The 20,502-nt window shown below is 63.3% G+C and carries 28 protein-coding genes; 13 read left to right on the forward strand and 15 right to left on the reverse strand.

The features are described from left to right. Position 1 precedes the first annotated feature (1 nt). The 4 genes from CH275_RS08345 to CH275_RS08360 all read right to left on the reverse strand — a co-directional run bounded on the left by CH275_RS08345 (position 2) and on the right by CH275_RS08360 (position 4,106). Positions 2-994, reverse strand: coding sequence for an aldo/keto reductase (locus CH275_RS08345; RefSeq protein ID WP_094676936.1), 993 nt, complete (start codon positions 992-994; stop codon positions 2-4). Then, entirely contained in the window at positions 975-1,460 is a 486-nt protein-coding gene (locus tag CH275_RS08350; RefSeq protein ID WP_094676938.1) for a MerR family transcriptional regulator, read from the reverse strand. The genes CH275_RS08345 and CH275_RS08350 overlap by 20 nt, the downstream gene beginning before the upstream one ends. A 161-nt stretch (positions 1,461-1,621) precedes the next feature. Then, positions 1,622-3,802, reverse strand: coding sequence for a heavy metal translocating P-type ATPase (locus tag CH275_RS08355; RefSeq protein ID WP_373453690.1), 2,181 nt, complete (start codon positions 3,800-3,802; stop codon positions 1,622-1,624). 19 nt (positions 3,803-3,821) lie between these two features. Continuing rightward, positions 3,822-4,106, reverse strand: coding sequence for a DUF1490 family protein (locus tag CH275_RS08360; protein WP_094676940.1), 285 nt, complete (start codon positions 4,104-4,106; stop codon positions 3,822-3,824). A 160-nt stretch (positions 4,107-4,266) separates the two neighbouring features. Here CH275_RS08360 and CH275_RS29885 point away from each other — a divergent pair, with 160 nt between their 5' ends. Further along, positions 4,267-4,392: a hypothetical protein gene (locus CH275_RS29885; RefSeq protein WP_256990918.1), complete on the forward strand. Its 126-nt coding sequence runs from the start codon at positions 4,267-4,269 to the stop codon at positions 4,390-4,392. Between the two features lie 31 nt (positions 4,393-4,423). On the opposite strand, the gene CH275_RS08365 is transcribed toward CH275_RS29885, so the two are convergent. From CH275_RS08365 to CH275_RS08390, 7 genes are all read right to left on the reverse strand, one after another. After that, complete coding sequence (locus tag CH275_RS08365) at positions 4,424-4,912, reverse strand: GNAT family N-acetyltransferase (protein ID WP_094676942.1); 489 nt, start codon at positions 4,910-4,912, stop codon at positions 4,424-4,426. Positions 4,913-4,926: 14 nt separating this feature from the next. Further along, on the reverse strand, positions 4,927-5,271 hold the full coding sequence (locus CH275_RS08370) for a hypothetical protein (protein WP_143546713.1): 345 nt from the start codon (positions 5,269-5,271) through the stop codon (positions 4,927-4,929). Between the two features lie 31 nt (positions 5,272-5,302). Next, positions 5,303-5,812, reverse strand: coding sequence for a putative immunity protein (locus CH275_RS08375; RefSeq protein ID WP_094676946.1), 510 nt, complete (start codon positions 5,810-5,812; stop codon positions 5,303-5,305). Position 5,813: 1 nt separating this feature from the next. Next, positions 5,814-6,134 carry a hypothetical protein gene (locus tag CH275_RS08380; protein ID WP_143546714.1) on the reverse strand — a complete coding sequence of 107 codons (321 nt, stop codon included), beginning with the start codon at positions 6,132-6,134 and terminating at the stop codon, positions 5,814-5,816. Positions 6,135-6,155: 21 nt separating this feature from the next. Further along, positions 6,156-6,335 carry a VOC family protein gene (locus CH275_RS29890; RefSeq protein WP_256990919.1) on the reverse strand — a complete coding sequence of 60 codons (180 nt, stop codon included), beginning with the start codon at positions 6,333-6,335 and terminating at the stop codon, positions 6,156-6,158. Further along, positions 6,305-6,436 (reverse strand): hypothetical protein, encoded by a 132-nt coding sequence (locus tag CH275_RS29895; RefSeq protein WP_256990920.1) that lies wholly within the window; start codon positions 6,434-6,436, stop codon positions 6,305-6,307. The genes CH275_RS29890 and CH275_RS29895 overlap by 31 nt, the downstream gene beginning before the upstream one ends. A gap of 128 nt (positions 6,437-6,564) precedes the next feature. Next, entirely contained in the window at positions 6,565-7,497 is a 933-nt protein-coding gene (locus CH275_RS08390; RefSeq protein ID WP_094676949.1) for a helix-turn-helix transcriptional regulator, read from the reverse strand. A 103-nt stretch (positions 7,498-7,600) separates the two neighbouring features. On the opposite strand from CH275_RS08390, the gene CH275_RS08395 reads away from it, so the two are divergent. The 3 genes from CH275_RS08395 to CH275_RS08405 are packed head-to-tail and all read left to right on the forward strand — an operon-like array spanning position 7,601 to position 9,834. After that, entirely contained in the window at positions 7,601-8,194 is a 594-nt protein-coding gene (locus tag CH275_RS08395) for a TIGR03086 family metal-binding protein (RefSeq protein ID WP_218828759.1), read from the forward strand. Between the two features lie 47 nt (positions 8,195-8,241). Continuing rightward, positions 8,242-8,922 (forward strand): thiamine pyrophosphate-dependent enzyme, encoded by a 681-nt coding sequence (locus tag CH275_RS08400; RefSeq protein ID WP_094676951.1) that lies wholly within the window; start codon positions 8,242-8,244, stop codon positions 8,920-8,922. Beyond that, the gene (locus tag CH275_RS08405; RefSeq protein ID WP_094676953.1) at positions 8,923-9,834 is read left to right on the forward strand and encodes a transketolase family protein; all 912 of its coding nucleotides are present in this window, start codon (positions 8,923-8,925) and stop codon (positions 9,832-9,834) included. It begins immediately after the preceding gene. Here the strand turns inward: CH275_RS08405 and CH275_RS08410 are convergent, their stop codons facing one another. Both CH275_RS08410 and CH275_RS08415 read right to left on the reverse strand, forming a co-directional pair. Next, the gene (locus CH275_RS08410; RefSeq protein WP_094676955.1) at positions 9,835-10,296 is read right to left on the reverse strand and encodes a DUF6194 family protein; all 462 of its coding nucleotides are present in this window, start codon (positions 10,294-10,296) and stop codon (positions 9,835-9,837) included. Between the two features lie 39 nt (positions 10,297-10,335). Then, the gene (locus tag CH275_RS08415; protein ID WP_094676957.1) at positions 10,336-10,770 is read right to left on the reverse strand and encodes a PaaI family thioesterase; all 435 of its coding nucleotides are present in this window, start codon (positions 10,768-10,770) and stop codon (positions 10,336-10,338) included. 56 nt (positions 10,771-10,826) lie between these two features. Here CH275_RS08415 and CH275_RS08420 point away from each other — a divergent pair, with 56 nt between their 5' ends. Continuing rightward, positions 10,827-11,447 carry a TetR/AcrR family transcriptional regulator gene (locus tag CH275_RS08420; RefSeq protein WP_094676959.1) on the forward strand — a complete coding sequence of 207 codons (621 nt, stop codon included), beginning with the start codon at positions 10,827-10,829 and terminating at the stop codon, positions 11,445-11,447. Further along, positions 11,434-12,159: an HD domain-containing protein gene (locus tag CH275_RS08425; RefSeq protein ID WP_094676961.1), complete on the forward strand. Its 726-nt coding sequence runs from the start codon at positions 11,434-11,436 to the stop codon at positions 12,157-12,159. The genes CH275_RS08420 and CH275_RS08425 overlap by 14 nt, the downstream gene beginning before the upstream one ends. On the opposite strand, the gene CH275_RS08430 is transcribed toward CH275_RS08425, so the two are convergent. Then, positions 12,143-12,766, reverse strand: coding sequence for a luciferase domain-containing protein (locus CH275_RS08430; RefSeq protein WP_094676963.1), 624 nt, complete (start codon positions 12,764-12,766; stop codon positions 12,143-12,145). The genes CH275_RS08425 and CH275_RS08430 overlap by 17 nt on opposite strands. Positions 12,767-12,928: 162 nt before the next feature. Here CH275_RS08430 and CH275_RS08435 point away from each other — a divergent pair, with 162 nt between their 5' ends. After that, on the forward strand, positions 12,929-13,216 hold the full coding sequence (locus CH275_RS08435) for a PLD nuclease N-terminal domain-containing protein (RefSeq protein WP_256990921.1): 288 nt from the start codon (positions 12,929-12,931) through the stop codon (positions 13,214-13,216). Here the strand turns inward: CH275_RS08435 and CH275_RS08440 are convergent. After that, positions 13,209-14,603, reverse strand: a complete 1,395-nt coding sequence (locus CH275_RS08440) for an aminotransferase-like domain-containing protein (RefSeq protein ID WP_094676965.1) — start codon at positions 14,601-14,603, stop codon at positions 13,209-13,211. The two genes, CH275_RS08435 and CH275_RS08440, sit on opposite strands and share 8 nt — an antisense overlap. Between CH275_RS08440 and CH275_RS08445 the strand changes: the two genes are divergently transcribed. The 6 genes from CH275_RS08445 (at position 14,602) to CH275_RS08470 (ending at position 20,495) form a co-directional block, all read left to right on the forward strand. Continuing rightward, positions 14,602-15,543 carry a DMT family transporter gene (locus CH275_RS08445; protein WP_094676967.1) on the forward strand — a complete coding sequence of 314 codons (942 nt, stop codon included), beginning with the start codon at positions 14,602-14,604 and terminating at the stop codon, positions 15,541-15,543. The two genes, CH275_RS08440 and CH275_RS08445, sit on opposite strands and share 2 nt — an antisense overlap. Further along, positions 15,540-16,766: a pyridoxal phosphate-dependent aminotransferase gene (locus tag CH275_RS08450; RefSeq protein WP_094676969.1), complete on the forward strand. Its 1,227-nt coding sequence runs from the start codon at positions 15,540-15,542 to the stop codon at positions 16,764-16,766. Before CH275_RS08445 ends, CH275_RS08450 begins: the two co-directional genes overlap by 4 nt. A 174-nt stretch (positions 16,767-16,940) precedes the next feature. Then, entirely contained in the window at positions 16,941-17,585 is a 645-nt protein-coding gene (locus tag CH275_RS08455) for an ABC transporter permease (RefSeq protein WP_094611460.1), read from the forward strand. Continuing rightward, the gene (locus CH275_RS08460) at positions 17,582-18,790 is read left to right on the forward strand and encodes an ABC transporter ATP-binding protein (protein WP_094676971.1); all 1,209 of its coding nucleotides are present in this window, start codon (positions 17,582-17,584) and stop codon (positions 18,788-18,790) included. The genes CH275_RS08455 and CH275_RS08460 overlap by 4 nt, the downstream gene beginning before the upstream one ends. Then, a complete protein-coding gene (locus tag CH275_RS08465; RefSeq protein WP_179276041.1) occupies positions 18,787-19,524 on the forward strand; it encodes an ABC transporter permease in 738 nt (245 codons plus the stop codon). The genes CH275_RS08460 and CH275_RS08465 overlap by 4 nt, the downstream gene beginning before the upstream one ends. Continuing rightward, positions 19,521-20,495: a glycine betaine ABC transporter substrate-binding protein gene (locus CH275_RS08470; RefSeq protein ID WP_094676973.1), complete on the forward strand. Its 975-nt coding sequence runs from the start codon at positions 19,521-19,523 to the stop codon at positions 20,493-20,495. The genes CH275_RS08465 and CH275_RS08470 overlap by 4 nt, the downstream gene beginning before the upstream one ends. The last annotated feature ends 7 nt before the right edge of the window (positions 20,496-20,502 follow it).

The following is a 20,502-nucleotide window of genomic DNA, read 5'->3' on the forward strand; positions in this document are numbered from 1 at the left end:
ATCAGTATCGAGTTCCGACCGCAGCGGGTGCACCGTCGAGCACGGTGAGATCCTCGGCGGTGAGCTGAAGCTCCAGTGCCGCGAGGTTGGAGTCGAAATGCTCGATGTTGGTGGTGCCGGGAATGGGAATCACGTGGGGACCCTGGGCGAGTACCCACGCCAATGCCACAGCGGCACGGGTGGAGTCGTGCCTCGATGCCACTGCGGACACGACCTCGACGATCGATCGGTTCTGTTCGGCCGCGGCTCCGGAGAATCGGGGAAGTGCCAACCGCATGTCGGTCGCCGGAAGTGCTGAGGTGTCGAGCGAACCGGTGAGGAATCCTCGACCCAGAGGTGAGAACGGCACGAACACCGCGTCGTTCTCACCCGTCCACTCGACGATGTTTCCCACAGGTTCACCGTCGTGTGTAGTGCCCTGTCCCAATGCGTTTCGAGTCCACAGGGACAGTTCGGACTGCACCGCAGAGACCGGATGGATACTGTGGGCCACCCTTGCTTGCTCGACGGTGACCTCACTGAGTCCCAGGGCGCGCACCTTGCCTGCCGCCACCAATTCGGACAGGGCTCCCCAGGAGTCCTCGATCGGCACCTGGTCGTCGACGCGGTGGAGGTAGTACAGATCGATGGTGTCCACACCGAGGTTCCGCAGGCTCGCGTCGCAGGCCCGAGTGAGGTGTTCCGGCGTACCGTTTCGGCTCAGAACGGGCGCACCGCCGTCGGCGTTCCCGATCAAGCCTGCTTTCGTGGCGATCACAGCATTCGTTCCGGCCAGTGCGCGGCCGACGACCCTTTCGTTGTGTCCGGCTGCGTAGGCGTCGCTGGTGTCGAAGAAGTCGATACCCGACGCGAGTGCGTGCGCCAGGATGTGTGCACCGGCAGTGTCCGAGGAGGTATCCGCACCGGTATAGGCCCAGCTGATACCCATGCAGCCGAGGCCGATGGCACCGACATTGCGTCCGAGTGCCGGGATGTCACGAGTGGTAATCGACATGAATGCTCCTGTGCTCGTTGGATGATGGGGTGACGATTGCGAGACCATCGCAGTCGAGGCCCTGCGCGATCAGGTCCTCGTAGTGCAAAATTTTCGTATCCAGCGCAGACCGTGCCTCGGCGAGACGACGTTGCTTCTCGTCGACGCGTACTCGGTGCGCGGTCAGAATGTCGATACGTTCCTGATGCGTGGACGCACCCAGATTCACCAGAATCACGAATCGGCGCATATCGGCTGTGGGCATGCCGGTCGTCCGCAGACGAACCAGAAGTTGCACGAGTGCGACCAGTCTCGGACTGAACGCGCGCCTACCCATCGCCGTGCGAGGGATCTCGGGTATCAGGCCCTCCCGCTCGTACCAGCGCAGCGTGTCCTGCGTCAGCCCCGAGGACTCGGCCATCTCGGCGATTCCGATACCCACGGGCTCGGTGTCGGTCGTGGCCGGTGAATGTGGTGCTGCGGTCATGGGCCAGACGCTACGTCTTCGAGTGCACTCCAGCGCAAGCCGAAATCGGCCACGGGCCCGCATCCATTTGGTGGATCGAATCGCACATCTGCCGCGCGAGCGCGGTCTGGGATGTCGATTGCCGCAGGTGGTGCTGCCAGACGATAGTCGGACGCTACTGATCAGATTCGATATCGGATCAAACGTGAGCTGTTACCCACCACCGCAACCGAGGACGCGTTGTGCAGAATCGCGGCGAGCACCGGAGAGAGTGCTCCACCGGCGCTGACCACGAGTCCCAACGCGTTCACTGCGATCGACATTCCATAGTTCTGTCGGATGACGGACACCGAATGCCGTCCGAGGTCGCGAACGTCGAGCAACCGTGTCAGATCGTCGCTGGCGAGAGCTACATCGGCCGCTTCGACAGCGACATCGGTGCCCGCCAACCCCATTGCGATTCCGATATCCGCAACGGCCAGGGCGGGAGCGTCGTTGGTGCCGTCACCGACCATAGCGACGACGTACCCCTCGTCTTGGAGCTTGCGGACGGCTTCGAGTTTGTCATCGGGCATCACCTCGGCCCGCCACTCGGCGATGCCCAGTTCGGCGGCGACGGCCGCGGCGGTCTCAGGGTGATCTCCGGTGAGCATGACGATCCGTTCCACACCATCGGCCCGGAGCGCATTCAGTACGTGCAGAGCATTCGAGCGGACCTCGTCGCGTAGGCTGATCAACCCGACCAACACACCGTCCACCGCCAGTAGCAGCGGAGTCTCGGCCTGACGCTGGAGACGCGAAACCCATTCGGCTGCATGGTCGGACACGGCGACATTCTCGCTGCGCAGCAGTGAAGGACTGCCCAGCAGCAAAGTTCGTCCATCTGCGACGGTGCGCATCCCGAGCCCGACGAGAACTTCGCATTCTTCGTGCGGAGGAATCACGATGTGGCGTTCTTCGGTACTACGAATCACGGCCTCGGCCAGCGGATGCCGAGAGTGGATCTCGGAACTGGCGGCGTACGCCAGCACCTGTTCCGGCTCCCAGTCGTCCTGGAAGGACACGACATTGGTGACTACGGGGCGTCCGACAGTGAGGGTTCCGGTCTTGTCGAACACGAAGGCATCGACCCTGCCTGCTTGTTCCAGATGCGACCCGCCCTTGATGAGAATCCCTCGACGAGCACCGTTTCCGATGGCGGCACTGATGGCCGTCGGAGTGGACAGGCCCACCGCGCACGGACATGCGACGAGCAGCATCGTCATCGCCCGTCGGACATCTCGGGTGACGACAAGGGTGAGGGCCGACAGGATGAACGATGCCGGTACGAAGCGTCGTGAGAAGTTTTCTCCCACAGTCTGAATCGGAGCGCGGTCTTCCTGCGCCTCCTCGACGCGGGAAATGATGCGGCCGATCGTCGTGTCGCGGCCGACCGCAGACGCGCGGATGACGATCCGTCCCCGGACGACAACCGATCCGGCGTGGATCCGATCTCCTGCAACGATCGACACCGGCAACGTCTCACCGGTGATCGCCGATTGATCGACCACCGCGTCACCGTCGACGACGGTCCCGTCCACCGGCACGCCGACGTGGTCGTGCACGACGACCTCGTCACCGATCTCCAGCCGATCGACGTCGACGGAGATCTCGGAACCGTCGGGAAGCCGTATCCACGCGGTGTCCTGCGTGCCGGTCAGAAGATCGGAGATTGCGCGGCGAGTGCGCTTGAGTGTCAGCTCCTGCAGGTATTCGCCGATGTTGAGCAGCCACAGCACGGTCAGGGCAACAACGTTCTCACGGAGTACCAGACTGGCCACGGTAGCTGCACTGACGAGTGCGTCGGTCCCGGCGGACCGGTTTCCTGTCAGCGAGCGCAGCGCTCCCTTGAGGAAGGGGTAGCCGGTGAAGATGGTGGCTCCGGTGGCCACGACACGGCTGGTGGGGCCGAGGATGGGTGGTCGTCGGAAAGCGTAGCGGCGGAAGCCGAGCAGTATCAGGGCCGCTCCCCCGATGGTCATGCGCAGGACGTCGCCGCTGGTGACGTCCGCAGACCGTGGGCTACGTACGGGTACCAGTGCCGGGTCGGTTGTGCGACCTGCGTTCACCGCGTCGAACAGCTCGTCACGGTCGATCCTCGATCGTGAGTACCAGACGACAACCGATGCGGTGCGCGGGTACGCGTGGACGGCCCGCACGCCGCGAATTTTGTCGACGTGGTCTTCGACGGCGACAGCGCGACCCGGACTCGACCGCAGCCAGTCGACGCGGAGCCGCATCCGGCCGGCAGCATCTGACAGGATCTCGACGCCATCTACGCGGTCGGGAGCTGTATCGATGGAGTCTTCGACGAGCATCGTCATATTCGGCCGACTGCCGTGATCAGTGCGAGTGGCCGTGGCCAGTTTCGGTTGCCGACGGTGGCGGCACTTCTTCGCCGAGTCGGTCGCGCGCCTCGGCAACAACATCCGACACTGCCAACCGTGCTGATTCGGCATGGATTTCGGCTTTCCGTGCAGCGCGGAGACCGAGTTCGGTTGCCGATACCGCCGCCTTGCGAACGGGAGCCTTCTCGTACAGCTTCTTGGCACCGTTGTACGCAGCGACGCCGACTGCGCCTGTCACGACCGTCGATACTGCCTTCGTGACGATGATCGGAAACGCCATGTTGTAGCTCCTCGAATTCGAACCGATACCCACTTATTGGTAATCATATTCGTTTCCTGTGATCGTGGCGACTTGCGGGCGCGGATTGCAGATGTCATCGGTTCGGCCTTGTGGATCGGAAAGCTCTGGTCACATAGGGCAGGTCGGTCGCCGTAGAACCATGCAGCCCCAGCTCGTCGAACAGGGCGGGATCAGGGTCGACGGCAATGGCGTCGCAACCAGCGGCAACGATGCTGCGCACGAGCTTGCCCGTACCGGCACCGACGTCGGCGACGGACCCGAATGATGTCGAGCTGTTATATCGGCTAACCATAGGGTCAGGCTACCTCGCCCGATTCGAGCTCGAGTTCGTAATAGAGAGCCTTCGGTCCCTCGCCGCGACCTTCGTGGCAGTCGAACCCACGCTTTTCGTACACGTGTCGCGCCGCCTCGTCGTCCTCGGAGGTGTTGAGATCCATGTAGGTGGCACCCCTGCCGCATGCGTGCTCGATGACGTCATCGAGAAAGGTTGTGCCGTAGCCCTTCCCGCGTAGCGCAGGCTGGATGTAGAACTCGGCGAGGTAGGCCTCCGGGGCTGCGCTCATCGTACCGATCCGAAATCGTAGAACGGCAACGCCGATTGCGGGAGTTCCGAATGTCAGCACGCTGGTGTCGCCGGACCTCACCAGGGTGTCGAGATGTGCTGCAAGCCAATCCGGCTCGGGCACAGGACAGTCGTACTCGCGATTGAAATCGATCAAAAGGGTTGCAGCCTCGGCAAACCCGGCTGGATCCTGGACGGTGTGGGTCCCGTCGAACGATGCCATCGCTTTCTCCTCCGTCAGAGGTCCGGTTGAACGAGATTCTTGGCGTCGCGCAGTCCGAGGCCTGGATGCATCTCTCGCAGCGCTTTGATGGCGTAGACAGTTCTGCCGGATTCTGCGACAACCGCTTCGACATCCTCGGCGGGTACGGCCTCGGGACCGATCCTCTCGGGAGAGGTCCTGGTCCGGCCCTCGCCGTACCAGATGAACAGCGTGGCCACAGCCAGCACTACCAGCTTCGACCAGTTCCAGGCCGAAGGATCGGACACGATGTCGCTGATTGTCGAGAACGCAAGGAAGGCCAGCAAGGCGACCATTGCATAGCGGCTCCAGGGCCGTTCGCGGAGGTTCATGTCTTTCATGCTGTCACCGCCGGTCCATCCCGACAACGGGTCAGCGTCGCAATTCGGTATCGAGTCGAACCATGACTGCGCCGAACCTCGTACGCCCGGCAATCGGTGGCGGAAACCGGCGCAGGACCGAACGTACGGTCGCGTCGGCTCGCGCTTGGATCCATTCGATTTGCTCCGCAACAGTTTTGGAGTCCGTCAGCAGCAGATGCACGGCAGAACCGAGAATGTGTTTGACCTGATGTGGGCTGTGGAGCGGATGGAGAAATGCCGCACCGGCGGCGTGCATGGCTGCAAGCGCGGCATCGGTCGCCGAAGATTCCGCCACCTCGCGGGCCGCTTTGTGCGCGTCCCAGGCGAGCCTGCGTAACTCCGCCGTCCGGTGGCCGGTCTCGACGAATGCCTCGGCACCGTCGATCGCCGAACGCGGACGGAGATCACCTGGATGCACTGCCTCGAAAACGGGCAATGCGAGACGTGCGCAGGTAGCTGCGAAGGCAACGACAGCCCGGATGTCGTCGACGCTCAGTTCGACTTCTGCAGGTTCGGCCACCTCATGCCTCGCCAGATCGTCTGCGTGTGAGGACGAACCCACGCTTGTGCAGGACCACCCCGGTCAGCGCGCCAAGTATCGAGGTAGCAATGGGGACCAGGTACAGCCACAGCGTCGACAGGCCTTGTGTTCGTCGGTCGAACGACTTGTCCAGCTCCGACGAATAGGCTGTGCTCATCTCGACTCCTCGGAGCGGTTCGTAGCTGCCGGAGTAGACGACGTCATCCAGGTCGTTGGTCCACTCACTGATCAAGTACCAGGAAAGTGGAGCCAATCCGACGATAAATCCGAACAGGAGCAGAACGATGACGAGATTGCGCACCACTTCAGGCTATTGCCACCGTCAACCGTCGTACACCTCTGTCGTGATGCAGAAGGGGTGGCCGGCGGGGTCGAGGAGAACTCGCCACCGCGGGTCCGGTTGCTCCGCTGCCTCTGGCGCGCCGCATTCGACGGCATAGGCGACGGATTCGGCCAGGTCGGCTCCTGCGTCTAGATCCCTGCGCTCTCGAAGTTCTCCCACAACAGCTCTCCGCCGAGTAGTGCGAGGTAGAAGCGAGCGAGCTCCACCGGATCGGAGCAGTCGATGGATATCCCCGCTACGTCGAGGTGTGGGCGCGACACGTCACGAGAATACGGAGTCGCGGGGGTGGTGCGCTGAGTGTCCACAATTCGGCTCGAGAATCGGGGAAGCGTGTCGGCGTAGAAATAGTGGACACTCAGCGCACCTTTCGAGAGTGCCGTCCTGACAATCAGCTGTACAACCGCGCCGTAGCCCTCGCGCGTCGGGCCATTTCGTCACGAATCCCGCTCGGCTGCAACACCGTGACTGCAGGCCCGCAGTGCCACAGCGTTCCCGCAGCGTGATTGTGGCCGGAGAACTCGATGACCGACAGGTGCCGCCCGTCGTCTTGCACGTGGTCGCTGATCACTCGAACTGTGTTCTTCGTCAACGAGTTCCACGCCGTGTCGTCCACGAGGCAGGTGACCTCGATCGTCGTCAGGCTCGAACGAAAGGACTGCCAGTGCGCTGTGAACGATGCCTCCAGATCCACGACATCACTGCGGTGAGCAGGCTCGTCCAGTACGTCCAGGCCTTCGATACGCGACACTCGGTAGACACGTTCGGTGCCGTCGCGCGCGGCGAGGAGGTACCAATGATCACCGGCATACACGAGTCCGATGGGATCGAGGTTCCGTTCGGCCACCGAGTCGGTGCGATTGCGATACGACACTCGTACTCGCAGCCCGTCGATGACGGCACGTTGCACTTCGGGCAGATGGTCCTCTGGTTCGTGGGGATAGGCGAAACCGTCGGGGCGGACCAGAATTCGTTGTGACGCAGTACTTGCCGCCGCCCGGTGCGCCTCGGGTATCGCGGCCACGACCTTGCGCATGGCGCGTGCGAATGCGGGGGTCGCCACGCGACCCGAGCCGGAGGCCAGCAATGCCGTTGCCTCTTCTGCCGTCAGTCCGGTCAGCTCGGTCCGGTAGCCGGCCAGCAGGCTAATGCCGCCACCGCGTCCACGATCGGTGTAGACCGGAACGCCTGCGGAGGACAGTGCCTCGATGTCTCGCAGGACGGTCCGCGTCGATACTTCGAGCTGCTCGGCTATGTCGGCAGCACTCAGCCTGCCCCGATGCTGGAGCAGCATGACGATGGACAGCAATCGATCTGCACGCACGAGGAAAGTCTGACATCAGAACATGACAGAAGGTGTCATGTTCACGCGATGTACTTCTCTCACGAGGCCACGACGGGTGGCCGCGAAACGGGAAGGCTCATCCATGACCACTATCGACACCACCCAGCAGACCGATCCTCGGAATGTGTACGCCGTCGCAGCCGCGTGGGTGAGCGGACTCCTCGAAGCCGTCCGCCCCGAGCAATTGGATCTGCCTACCCCCTGCGACGAGTTGGACGTCCGACACCTCGCGGGTCACCTCGTCTCCACGGTGGGCCGGCTGATCGCGATCGCCGAACTCGGGAGCCCGGATTCGGTCTCGCCCTGGTCCTCCGTTCACGATGCGGGCACCTTCGACGGACTCGTAGTGCAGGCGCGGGCGGCGTGGGCGGACGACGCACTGCTCGACGCCCCGGTCGTGGTCCCGTGGGGTGCAGTGCCAGGCCGATCCGCGGTGTGGGGATACGCGCGGGAGTTGCTGCTGCACGGATGGGATCTCGCGGTGGCAACAGGCCAGTCGGCCGACGTCGATCCTGCCCTCGTCCATCCGGTGGCCGAAGAATTCAGAACGATGCTGCCGGCGGAGGCCCGGGTTCCGGGGGTGCCGTTCGGACCTATCGTGGAATCGCGACCGGAGGCAAGGCCTTTGGAGCGTCTTGCGAACTTCTCGGGCCGCTCCTCGGAAGGTTGGGTGTAGTACGACGCCCTTGACCTCGAGTGCACTCGAGGTTGCAGGGTGGTCTCATGCAGATGACCTTCGACGAGTTGCCCCAACTCATGACGCTGATGACCGGCGACGAAAAGCACGGTGCCAGCACCACATCCACGCTGGACGTGCTGTGGGTGCTGTACTCCGACATTCTTCGTCTCGACGCGGCGAAGCCGGATGATCCCGATCGCGACAGGTTCTACCTCTCCAAGGGGCACGGCCCGATGGCGTACTACGCGGTGCTCGCCGCGCGGGGGTTCCTCTCGCCGACCGAGCTCGCGTCGTTCGGCAGTTACCACTCACCGCTGGGCAATCATCCGGACCGTACGCTGATTCCCGGGGTCGACATCGGATCGGGATCGCTCGGTCATGGTCTCGCGTTGGCAGCCGGAACTGCTGTGGCGCTGCAGATCCGGCGAAGCCAGGCGCAGGTGTTCGCACTGATCGGTGACGCCGAGCTCGACGAGGGCAGCAACATGGAAGCCATCCAGTTCGCCGGACGATCGCAGCTGGGCAACCTGACCACAGTGGTGATCGACAACGATTCCGCTGGTCTGGGTTGGCCCGGCGGCATCGCGTCTCGCTTCGCCGTCGAGGGATGGTCGACGTCCGACGTCGACGGACGAGACCACAGTGCGCTCCGGCAGGCGTTTCGCATCGATCACGGCGACCGGCCGCACGTGGTGGTCGCCCACGTGGAGAAGAAGGAGTACTGAATGACGTCGACGCTGAGCAGGACCGCGGATCAACGTGAACACTTCTACCGGTTGGTGCCGGAGCTGTTGGCACAGGACGAGCGAATCGTACTGGTGTTGGCGGAGATCGGCGCTGCCTACCTCGAACCGCACCTCACTCCTGACATCCGATCGCGTGTCGTCAACGTGGGTATTCGAGAGCAGGCGATGATCGGTGTCGCGGGCGGTATGGCGCTCGCGGGCTTGCGTCCGATCGTGCACACTTTCCCACCGTTTCTGATCGAGCGGCCGTTCGAGCAGGTGAAACTCGATCTGGGACATCAGGATGTCGGCGCGATTCTGGTCAGCTCGGGCGGCTCCTACGGGTGGCCGCAGGGCGGTGAGACGCACTTCGGCCAACGCGACGTCGCACTACTGGACACCCTCGACGGATGGACGGTGCAGGTGCCTGGGCATGTCGACGAGGTCGAATGGATGCTGCGCGGTGCCGCTGCGTCCGACGATCGCGTCTACATCAGGCTCGACGGCGTCTCGAACGATCGTGCGTACGGTCGTCCAGACGGTTCGATGACTGTTCTCCGGCAGGGTAATTCAGGATCGGTGATCTCCGTCGGCCCGATGACGGACCGTGTGCTGGCCGCGGCTGCAGGACGCGACCTGACGGTGATGCACGCGTCGACGATCAGGCCCTTCGACTGTACAACTCTCCGGGAAACACTGACTGCGCCGGACATCATGATCGTGGAGCCCTGTCTTGCGGGAACTTCTGTGCCGCGGATCGATCGAGCGGTGGCGGACATACGGCATCGAGTGCTGGGGATCGGGGTGGAGCCCGGAGAGCGTAGGAAGTACGGAACGGTGGCCCAGCACGACCGAGCCAATGGCCTGGACATCGAAGGCCTGTCCCGATCGATGGACGACTTCTTCGAGTGATCAGTGTTGGCGGCGTTCGTACCTGGCCTTGGCGACGCTGTGAGCGGACTCGAGGAGTTCCCTGACCTGCGATTCGGTCTGCGAAGACGGGTTGACCACCGAGACCCAGCCCGCAGTGCCGTACTGAGGGTGGGCGGCCAGGGTGTCGTCGGTGTCGGCCTGGGGTGCGCGAGCCGCCTCGCGAGGAGGAACTCCCAGGATGTGCTCGAATTCCTGCTTTCCCACAACGACATTGACGCGGAACGCCTCGGGTCGGTCCAGTCGGGACAGCTCGTCACCGGGGTAGTCCTTGGTCACGATGGTGGCGAACGGTTGTGTCGCAGTCGGAATGGACCCGTCCGGCGAGTAGTAGAAGAACGCATCGCCCCAGGCGAGCTCGGGAGTTCCATCGCCCTCTCGCGGACGTTGCGCCAGCGTGTTGTCGAAGCTGCCGACCATGTTCACGATGTCGTCGAGTGTCATGCATCGATCGTCACATGTTCGGCAGCTTCTGCCCAGACTTCAGCCGACTTTGTACGTTCCCGTGCCGGTTGCGGCGAGTCGACCGGACTGGGTGCCCACGATGTCGACGCGACACGTCTTCAGGCTCCGCCCGCCGTGGAGTCGCGTCGCGACGATGTCGACTCCCTCGGCGTAGATCGACTCCAGGAACTGCACCGACATGGACACGGTCACACCCCGAAGCTTTTCCGGGACTTCGGATCCGGCCCAGGCAGCGGTCATGATTCCGATGTCGATGCAACCTGCGATCACACCTCCGTGCAGCATCTGGCCCACGGTGGACAGTTCGTCGCGATACGGCAGTCTGAGCCGAGCCGTTCCCTCGTCGATGTCGACCAGTTCGATTCCCAACTTCTGCACGAACGGCGACTGCGGCAGGAACATGACCATTGCCGCGCTTCCACTGTTCGGCACCTGTATTTCGTCGGCTGTCATCACGTCTCCTCTATCCGAATTTGATTCCGATAACAGAATCAGACTACGATAAGTCGATGGTCTTGGATACCCCCATCGACAAGCGGAAGCGTCGAACACACAATGCGGTGCTCGACGGTGCCCGGTCGCTCTTTCTGCGCCACGGATACCGGGGAACGACGATCGAGATGCTCGCCACCGCAGCCGATGTGGCGGTGAGTTCGATCTACGCAAACTTCCCCGCCGGCAAGGTGGACGTCTACGCCGCTCTGGCGTGGCGAACCGCCAAGAGCCACGCTGAGCAGATGACTGCACCCACCGATGCGGTCGAATCCGCGAACATCGTCGCCGAGTTCCTCGACCGATACATCGCATTCCATCGCGACAATCCACTGGCGCTGCGGCTGCTGGCGCTGACAGATGTGGACAGGTCCGAGTCCGCGTCGGTCGGTGAGGCGAAGAAGAAGATCGACACTGCGCTCGGTGAACTCATCGATTCGGTGACGCGTGCAGTGGTGGGCGCCGGTGCCGACGTCGATCCCCGTGCATTGGTCCTGAATGCCTGGGCGGCAATGAACGGCGCTGTGTCACTGCATCAACGCCGCATCGTCGATCAACCCGTGCTCGACGCGATGCTCGCGATCACGCGGGCAGATATGCTCCGTCACTTGGAAGGATCCTCCGATGAAGCCCGGTGAGCTGAGCGCTGCGCGTCGTGCGGGAATGGTCGGATCTGCTGTGCGACAGCAGCTCGCGATGTTGCCCGGTACCGTGCTCGGTCCTCGGAGACGTTTGTCGAGTGCTGGGTGGCAGACAGTCGATGCTCCGGATTCGCAACTGTGCCGGAGTGCACTCGAAGAAGCGCGAGAGTGCCTGACCGAGCCTGTGTTGATGCACAGCGTGCGGTGCTGGCAGTACGCCGCGGCCTTTGCGGACATCGATGGTCTACGGCCGGACCCGGAGGCGCTGTACGTCGCGTGCATTTTGCATGACGTTGGTCTCGGTGCAGAGCAGAATCCGGTGGCTGGATGTTTTGCGCTGATCGGTGCCGAGCGAGCCCAGAAATTCGTCCTGCTGCGCAAGAAGGACGAGCGAACGGCGCAGATCGTCCACGAGGCAATTGCCAGGCACATGGACGTCGAGACACCGAAGGGATCGGAGGCGGCCCTGCTGCACGATGCGGCACACCTGGATGTCAGTGGCCGTCGGATTCGAGACCTCGATCCGCACTGCATCGATCTCATCGAATCCAGCTATACGCGAGAAGGATTCGCGGCAGACTTCGCGTCCAGAATGAAGATCGAATCGAGAAGGCGACCGAGGTCGAGGGCGGCGACGTTGTGGCGCTCCGGAATGCATCTTGCGATGAAGTCGAATCCCCTCGAGCGCAGAGTCATACCGTCGCGGTAGCTGTCGCGCGATGGATGATCTGTTCGATGCAGTCGGCATCGTCGGAATCGCGTGGTGCGTACAGAAAGACGTAGGTCTCGGGTAGTCCGAGCACCGGACGTCCGGCCAGCGGGTGCAGTTCCCCCCACCCTGCGGAGATGACGCTCTGTGCGTCGTCCGGTTGTAGTACGACGTGCAGCGAACCTTCGGTCTCGTGCACGTGCACGATTTCGCCCTTGGTTCGGGAGATCCAGGGCGAGGCAGTGCCGATGTCCGACAGATACAATGCCCCGCCTCGACGCTCGAATCGACTGCGCGCCAAATGAAACGGCGTGCCCTGCCGGGCTTCGTCGGTGACGGCTGCAGTCAGTCGCTCGATCAGGGCGGCGGAACCCCGATCGGTGAGCTGGCGATGGGGTATCGGGTAGGGCGCGATCGTGGGCCTGGGTCCGGATCGGTGTTCCACGTGCCAGTGCAGTTCGGTGCCGGCTGCGCCGTGGACAGTGAGCGGGTCGCGTCGAGAAAGTTGCCTCAGGGCCGTGGTGATAAGCCAGCCGCCGACGTTGGCGGGAAGTCCTCCCGGCCCCAGGTCGATCCAGGCGGCGTAGTCGTTCTTGACGTTCTGCACCGGGTCAATCTAGCTGCTGGGTCGATCCAGCGGGTTGCTGTTCGTCAGGGTCGCGTACATCGTGAGATGTACAGCGAGATACCCGCGCGGACCGATGTGTAGACGAATCCCGACTCGTAGCGTTGGGCAGGTCAACGAAACATCGATCGCGAAGGAACCGTCGTGCAGGTCGCAACATTTCTAGCTCAGCAACCGTCGACCACCGAGCAGGTGCTCGGGGTCGGATTGGGAACCCTGGGCCTGGTGATAGCGCTCGTGCTGACCCTGGGTGCAGCAGTATTGTTCATCGCCGCGCTGGTCAGCATCATCCGGTCGCCCAACTACACCGTCGCAGGCCGTGCCGTGTGGATCTTCGTCGTGTTGGCATTCCCCTTCCTCGGTCCCCTGGTCTGGTTCGTGTGGGGTCGGAAGTCGACGTTCGCCGTCGATACCGCCAACAGCCTCAGATGATCGATCCGATCGTGCGTGCCGCGTCGGCGAATTCGCCTGGGTTGGGGCCCGCATAGTTGAGCCGTAGGTACTTGCCGGTGGGTTCGGCGGGAAAGTAGTCGTCGCCGGCCCCGACGATGACGCCTGCCGACTTGCACTCCTGCACAACATGGTTCAGGTCGACGTCGTCGCGCAGGCGCATCCAGAGATTGAGCCCACCGCGCGGAACCGCGTCGAGATGGCCTCGGGGTGCGAACTCGATCAGGCTGTTCGCCAACAAGTCTCGACGCGATGCCAGCTGCGTGCGCAACCGCCGCAAGTGGGTACGCCAGGCGGGCTGCGTCACCACGTCGAGTGCGACGGCCTGCAGAATCCCGCTGACGTACATCGACTCGGCACCGGTGTCGGCGAGGATGCGCTCGTGTGCGGGCCCGCGAGCGATCAAGCCTGCCAACCGAACCGAGGGTGACACCGTCTTGGTGAGCGATCGGAGGTAGACGACGTGTCCGGCGTCGTCTCGGGCGGCCAGCGGATTCGGCTCGGCGGTGATGCCGAAGTCGTGGGCCGAATCGTCCTCGATCAGAAACGCGCCGTGGCGTCGAACGGTCTCGAGAACCTGCTCGGACAAGCCGGGCGACCACTGTGCTCCGGTGGGGCTGGCAAAGGTGGGTTGCGCATAGAACACCCGAGCGCCGGTGTGTGCGAATGCTCGTGCGAGCGCGTCGGGGTCCGGACCGTCGACGCCGCTGGGTATCGGTACCACGCGCACCCCGGCTTGCGTGGCCGCGAGAATCGCTCCCCAGTAGGTCGGGGACTCCATGAGCAAGGGCCGGCCTGAACCGACGAGCGCCCGAAATGCAGTACTGAGTCCGGTCTGGCTGCCGGGGATGATGACGACATCACTGGCCGACGGCGGCGTGACGCCCAGCGGCGTGGAGGCCCCCAGCTCGGCCGCGAACCATGCCCGCAGTTCGGGTAGACCCGCGGTGGGTGGCCGGGCGATCACCGCATCGGTGCGGGACGCTCGCGTGAAGGCAGCGTGAACGAGTCTCTCCGGCAACAACTCCCGAGCCGGATAGCCTGAGTGGAGAGCGATCACATCGCTCGACGTGGACTGCAGAGCCGCCGGAAGCTGCAGGCGATTGCCCGGCGCGCCCAATGCTGCCGTCTGCCACCCGTAGTCGTTGGGCCGGGCCGTGCGTACCGTCCTGACGAATGTGCCGACGCCAGGCCGGCTTTCGATGACGCCTTGTGCGATCAGCGTTCGCAGGGCCTTCTGTACCGTGACCGGGCTTGCCGAATGCTCGGCCACCAAGGCGCGAGTGGACGGCAACCGGGCTTCCGGTGGTGCAGTTGCAATCCAGGTTCTCAGCGCGGACACGATCCGAGAACTGCTATCGTCGGACATGACACAGCATAGTAGCGCTACTCGATCTGGATCGGGTCTGCTATCCCGCGCCGGACTGCTGTGGGGCCTCGTAGGCGTCACGGCGTTCTCGCTCACGGTTCCGCTGACCCGCGTGGCAGTCGCCGGAGGTCTTCCCCCGCTTTTCGTCGGTTGCGGACGTGCAGTGGTCGCCGCTGCACTGGCTGCGGTAGCTCTCGTCGCCACCGGGCAACGGCTCCCTCAGGGGCGGCAGTGGATTCGTCTCGCCGTGATCGCGGGCGGTGTCGTCGTCGGCTTCCCGGTGCTCACCTCGTACGCCCTCACCACTGCATCGGCAGGGCACAGCGCTGTCGTCATCGCAGTGCTGCCGGCCGCGACGGCAGTCATCGCCGTACTACGCGAACAGCAGTCCGTGAGGCCGAGGTTCTGGTTTGTCGCAGCCATGGGTGCGGCCGTCGCGATCGGGTTCGCTGCCGTCCGCGGCGGACAGGTGACGGGGTTGCAGTGGTCGGATCTGTTGCTGCTCGGAGCCGTCGTTGCCGCGGCCGTCGGATACGCCGAGGGCGGCCTGTTGTCGCGAGAACTCGGTGCCTGGCAGACGGTGTCGTGGGCGCTCGTGGTGTCGGCACCGGTCACCGGAGCGCTGGCCGCGTTCTCGTGGTGGCGGCAACCGTCGACTGCGGGTGCATCCGAGTGGGCGGCCTTCGCCTATCTGGCGGTGGTGAGCATGTACCTCGGATTCTTCGCCTGGTACCGAGGCCTGGCGATCGGCCCTATGTCGAGTGTCAGTCAGATCCAGCTGGTCCAACCGGTGCTGACCATCTGCTGGGCCGCGATCATCCTGCACGAGGGATTGACGTGGCCGGTGGTCGGAGGTGGAGCAGCAGTCATCGCATGTGCAACAGTGGCGGTCCGGACCCGGATGTCGCCGACCGTTCGGCAGGAGGAGTTTTCGAAATGACGAAATCGATCGACCAGGCGCGCAAGCTCGAGAACGTGCGCTACGACATTCGCGGCCGCATTCTGGACAAGACCGAGGAACTCGAAGAGCAGGGTCACACGATCCTGCGACTCAACGTCGGAAACCCGGCCCCGTTCGGTTTCGAGGCACCGGACGAGATCATGATGGCCATGATTCGCAATCTGCCGACGGCTCAGGGTTACTCGGATTCCAGAGGTCTGTTCTCCGCGCGTACCGCAGTGGTCCAGTACTACCAGACCAAAGGCCTGACCGACCTGGATCTCGACGTCGGCAACGTCTACCTCGGCAACGGGGTATCGGAATTGATCACCATGACGATGCAGGCACTGTGCAACCCCGAAGACGAGATTCTGATTCCCTCACCCGACTATCCGCTGTGGACGGGATCGGTGGCGCTGGCCGGTGGCACACCTGTCCACTACCTCGCGGACGAAAGCCAGGACTGGGCCCCCGACTTCGACGATCTCGAAGCCAAGATCACCTCACGCACCCGCGCGATCGTGGTGATCAATCCCAACAACCCGACGGGGGCGGTGTATCCGCGCGAGGCACTGCAGCGATTCGTCGATCTGGCCCGCAAGCACGATCTGATTCTGCTGGCAGACGAGATCTACGAGAAGATCGTTTACGACGGTGCGGAGATGATCAATCTCGCGACTCTGACCGGCAAAGATGTTCTGTGCTTGACTTATTCGGGCTTGTCGAAGGCATACCGGGTGTGTGGATTTCGGGCCGGGTGGTTGGCGGTCACCGGGCCGCGCCGACGTGCGGCGAGTTTCATCGAGGGCATCACCCTGCTGTCCAATATGCGGATGTGCGCAAACGTGCCGGCGCAACACGCAATACAGACCGCGCTGGGTGGGCGGCAGTCCATCGAGGATCTTCTTCTTCCCGCGGGGCGGCTGACCGCACAACGTGACCTGGCGCATCGCATGCTCAACTCCATCGACGGAATCAGCTGCGTTCAGGCGTCGGGCGCGCTGTACATGTTCCCGAAACTCGACACCGAACGCTTCGGCATCGTCGACGACGAGAAGTTCGTGCTCGACCTGCTCGAGTCCGAGAAGATTCTCGTCAGTCACGGTCGTGCCTTCAATTGGGATGTGCCCGACCACTTCCGACTCGTCACGCTGCCCAACGTCGACGATCTCGCGACGGCACTCGAACGTCTCGGCAACTTCATGAGCTCGTACTCGCAGTGAGACTTCTGCTCGAGCTGATTTTAAATCCGGCCGGACATTCGACGACGAAGTATTCGTGCAGATAGAGCCGCATATTGCTCTCCTGCACAGCCTTCGGTGCTGACTTATTCCCCCGTAAGGCCGGGGAAATGCGGGTTACGCTCGTCGTCCGATCTGCCGGGCGAGAGGGAATTCGTGGATCTATGGGGTTATCTGCAGGGGCGAGGTGAAACCCTCGCCTTCCTGACCTACCAACATGCGTCACTGGCATTTCAGACGGTCTTGGTGGGTACCGTCGTCGCGGTGGCAGTGGCCATTGCGGTGCATCGCCTACCGCTCTTCTCCGCCTTGACGCTCACGACCAGCCGAGTGGCTCTGACGATCCCTTCTCTGGCCCTACTGGCGCTGCTCATCGTGCCTTTCGGATTGGGCGTGGTGCCGTCGTTCATCATGCTCGCGTTCTTCGCAGCGATGCCCGTCATCGGTAACGCGATCGTCGGACTGCGCGGCGTCCCCGACACCGTGATCGAATCGGCCAAGGGAATCGGGCTGTCCCGCAGCAGGATTCTGGTGTCGGTTTCGCTCCCCATGGCGTGGCCGGTCATCCTCACCGGCATACGAGTGTCCACGCAGATGGTGGTGGGTGTCGCCGCCATCGTTGCGTACGTGCTCGGCCCAGGGCTGGGCTCGCTGATCTTCAACGGGCTGTCGAGATTGGGTGGAACCAACTCCGTCGAGATGGCAGTGACCGGAACAGTTCTCATCGTCGTCATCGCATTGGTGTTCGACGCCCTGCTCGTCCTCCTCGGGCGCCTCACCATCTCGAAGGGATTGTCATGACGGACAACACGACCGGCGGACCGACGGTCACCGGTGCCTCCATTCGCCTCGACGGTGTGGTCAAGCAGTACAAAGGCCAGAACAAGCCGGCCGTGCAGAAGATCGACCTCGAGATCGAGGCAGGCCACATCGTGGCGTTCGTCGGACCGTCCGGTTGCGGTAAGACGACGACGCTCAAGATGATCAACCGGCTGATCGAACCGACCGAGGGTCGAATCTTCATCGGAGACCGCGACGTGACGGGCGAGGATCCCGACAAGCTGCGGCAGTCCATCGGGTACGTCATTCAGTCCGGCGGACTCTTCCCACACTGGACCGTCGCCAAGAACATCGGAGCCATCCCCCGTGTCCTGGGTTGGGACGCGAAGAAGATCGAGAAGAGAACCGACTACCTGCTCGATCTCGTCGGGCTCGACGTCGCGGACTTCCGGGACCGTTTGCCCAAGGACATGTCGGGTGGCCAGCAGCAACGAGTCGGCGTAGCTCGCGCACTTGCCGCAGATCCGCCCGTGCTGTTGATGGACGAGCCCTTCGGTGCTGTGGACCCCATCACCCGAGTACGGCTGCAGGACAGTCTGATCGCCATCCAGCACGAGCTCGCGAAGACCATCGTCATCGTCACTCACGACTTCGAGGAGGCGACGAAGTTGGGCGACAAGGTGCTGATCCTCTCCGAGGGCGGCCACATCGAGCAGTACGCGACTCCGGAGGAGATTCTGGCCAAGCCGGCCAGTCCGTTCGTCGAGGAATTCATCGGCTCCGGAGCCACTCTTGCGCATCTGACGCTGTCCAGGGTCAAAGACGTGGAACACGATTCGGTGGTCACGGCCAAGGTAGGCGACAGCTCGCAGGAGGTCATCGCGCGCGCCCGAGCGCAGGGGGCCACCTGGATAGTCGTCATCGACGAGCATGGCCGCCCCCGGGCCTGGCCGTCTCTGGACGAAGTCGCCACCAAGGACCACATCACCGACTACGTCGATGCGCGGTTGCCCAGCGTTGCACCGTCGTCGACGCTCAACGACGCACTGGACTCGATGTTGGCGGCCAGTCAGGGTGGCGTACTCGTCACCGACGGCCGAGGCGCTGTGACCGGCGCGTTGACGATTGCCACCGTCATGGCTGTCATCCGCGGTCAGCTCTCGGACGCTCGATCCGGCGACGGACACGTGTCGTACTCGGCCCATACCGAAGGCGCAGCAACATGAATCGACTGCGCCGTGCCCCGTTGGACGTGTGGTTCGAGCCACTCCTCATCGTGGTACTCGGACTCGGTTACATCCTGTGGTACCGATCGACGACGTTGACCGCCACCGAACAGGCATCGCTCGGCTGGGACAATCTGAAGACCACGATCGTCGATCACATCGTTCTGACGTTGACGGCCACGGTGATCGTCGTCGTCATCGCAATACCGTTGGGAATCCTGCTCACTCGCGACAGAGCGAAGAGCTTCCGGCCGGTGGCCGTCAACTTCGCCAATATCGGTCAGGCTGCACCGGCCGTGGGTCTGATCGTGCTGTTGACGATGTGGCTCGGAACCGGGTTTCGCACCGCAGTGGTGGGTTTGGTCGTCTACGCAATTCTGCCGATCCTTCAGAACACGATCGTCGGGATACAGCAGGTCGATCAGCGAACGATCGAGGCGGCCCGCGGAATCGGGTTCTCCGGGATCCGCACCCTGGTGCAGGTGGAACTTCCCCTGGCGGTGCCGGTGATCCTCAACGGCGTGCGCACGGCGCTGGTCATCCTGGTCGGAACCGCCACGCTGAGCACGTTCATCGGGGCGTCCAGCCTCGGAACGCTCATCACGACGGGCACGACGCTCTTCCTGCCGAAGTTGCTCATCTCCGGTGCTGTTCTCGTCGCACTGCTGGCATTGATCATCGACTGGCTCGGCCGTGTGGTCGAATTGTTGGCGACCCCAAAGGGAGTGGCATGATTCGCCGTCTGTTCGTCGCCGCTGCAGCTGTGGTGCTCGCCGGGTCGGTGGCGAGTTGCGGCCTGGTCAGCTCGTCGGGAACGTTCGAGGCCACCACCCTTCCCGACGGCGCGAGGCCGCTCGACGGTGCGTCTCTGGTGGTGACGAGCAAGAGCTTCACCGAGGGCGTACTTCTCGGAAAGATCACTGCCACATACCTTGCCGCAGCCGGGGCGAAGGTCACCGACCTGACCGGCGCACCGGGCTCGGCATCGTCGAGGCAGGCACAGCTCAACGGCGACGCCGACATCCTCTGGGAGTACACCGGCACCGGCTGGGTGAACTATCACAGCCAGACCGAGACGATCAGTGATCCGCAGGAGCTGTGGGAGCGTGTTCGCGACATCGAGAAGAACGAGCACGATCTGGACTGGCTACCGCCGGCCAACTTCAACGACACGTACGCCTTCGCGGCGTCTGCCGCCACCGCTCAGCGACTCGGCGTCACCAGCCTGTCCGACGTCGCGAAGCTCCCGGAAGCCGACCGAACATTCTGCGTCGACGATGAATTCTTCTCTCGTTCGGACGGTTTCGGACCGATGCTCGACACATACGGCATCGGACTGAACGCGCCGGGCGGGGTACCGTCGAGCAATGTCACCCGCATGGACGCCGGTGTCGTCTACACCTCGACCGCAGACGGTTCGCCCTGCAATTTCGGCATGGTCTACACCACCGACGGCCGGATAAAGAACCTGAATCTGACCGTGCTGCAGGATGATCGCGCATTCTTCCTGCCGTACAGCGGTACCGCTGTAGTGCGCAACGCGATCCTGGAGCAGTACCCCCAGATCGCCGATCTACTGGCGGTGGTGTCGGAGCGCTTGACCGACGATCTGATGCAGGAACTGAACGGTCGGGTCGACATCGAGGGTGAGGATCCGTCGGATGTCGCATACGAGTGGCTGCAGAGCGAGGGGCTCGTGAACTGACCTCAGG

The sequence above is a fragment of the Rhodococcus sp. 06-235-1A genome, from assembly GCF_002258785.1.
GTDB lineage: Bacteria > Actinomycetota > Actinomycetes > Mycobacteriales > Mycobacteriaceae > Rhodococcoides.

What these genes read in the sequence shown, in the direction of transcription:
- CH275_RS08345 (WP_094676936.1), bottom strand. Translation starts at nt 994, where the DNA reads ATGTCGATTACCACTCGTGACATCCCGGCACTCGGACGCAATGTCGGT.
- CH275_RS08350 (WP_094676938.1), bottom strand. Translation starts at nt 1,460, where the DNA reads ATGACCGCAGCACCACATTCACCGGCCACGACCGACACCGAGCCCGTG.
- CH275_RS08355 (WP_373453690.1), bottom strand. Translation starts at nt 3,802, where the DNA reads ATGACGATGCTCGTCGAAGACTCCATCGATACAGCTCCCGACCGCGTA.
- CH275_RS08360 (WP_094676940.1), bottom strand. Translation starts at nt 4,106, where the DNA reads ATGGCGTTTCCGATCATCGTCACGAAGGCAGTATCGACGGTCGTGACA.
- CH275_RS29885 (WP_256990918.1), top strand. Translation starts at nt 4,267, where the DNA reads ATGCAGCCCCAGCTCGTCGAACAGGGCGGGATCAGGGTCGACGGCAAT.
- CH275_RS08365 (WP_094676942.1), bottom strand. Translation starts at nt 4,912, where the DNA reads ATGGCATCGTTCGACGGGACCCACACCGTCCAGGATCCAGCCGGGTTT.
- CH275_RS08370 (WP_143546713.1), bottom strand. Translation starts at nt 5,271, where the DNA reads ATGAAAGACATGAACCTCCGCGAACGGCCCTGGAGCCGCTATGCAATG.
- CH275_RS08395 (WP_218828759.1), top strand. Translation starts at nt 7,601, where the DNA reads ATGACCACTATCGACACCACCCAGCAGACCGATCCTCGGAATGTGTAC.
- CH275_RS08400 (WP_094676951.1), top strand. Translation starts at nt 8,242, where the DNA reads ATGCAGATGACCTTCGACGAGTTGCCCCAACTCATGACGCTGATGACC.
- CH275_RS08405 (WP_094676953.1), top strand. Translation starts at nt 8,923, where the DNA reads ATGACGTCGACGCTGAGCAGGACCGCGGATCAACGTGAACACTTCTAC.
- CH275_RS08410 (WP_094676955.1), bottom strand. Translation starts at nt 10,296, where the DNA reads ATGACACTCGACGACATCGTGAACATGGTCGGCAGCTTCGACAACACG.
- CH275_RS08415 (WP_094676957.1), bottom strand. Translation starts at nt 10,770, where the DNA reads ATGACAGCCGACGAAATACAGGTGCCGAACAGTGGAAGCGCGGCAATG.
- CH275_RS08420 (WP_094676959.1), top strand. Translation starts at nt 10,827, where the DNA reads ATGGTCTTGGATACCCCCATCGACAAGCGGAAGCGTCGAACACACAAT.
- CH275_RS08425 (WP_094676961.1), top strand. Translation starts at nt 11,434, where the DNA reads ATGAAGCCCGGTGAGCTGAGCGCTGCGCGTCGTGCGGGAATGGTCGGA.
- CH275_RS08445 (WP_094676967.1), top strand. Translation starts at nt 14,602, where the DNA reads ATGACACAGCATAGTAGCGCTACTCGATCTGGATCGGGTCTGCTATCC.
- CH275_RS08440 (WP_094676965.1), bottom strand. Translation starts at nt 14,603, where the DNA reads ATGTCCGACGATAGCAGTTCTCGGATCGTGTCCGCGCTGAGAACCTGG.
- CH275_RS08450 (WP_094676969.1), top strand. Translation starts at nt 15,540, where the DNA reads ATGACGAAATCGATCGACCAGGCGCGCAAGCTCGAGAACGTGCGCTAC.
- CH275_RS08460 (WP_094676971.1), top strand. Translation starts at nt 17,582, where the DNA reads ATGACGGACAACACGACCGGCGGACCGACGGTCACCGGTGCCTCCATT.
- CH275_RS08465 (WP_179276041.1), top strand. Translation starts at nt 18,787, where the DNA reads ATGAATCGACTGCGCCGTGCCCCGTTGGACGTGTGGTTCGAGCCACTC.
- CH275_RS08470 (WP_094676973.1), top strand. Translation starts at nt 19,521, where the DNA reads ATGATTCGCCGTCTGTTCGTCGCCGCTGCAGCTGTGGTGCTCGCCGGG.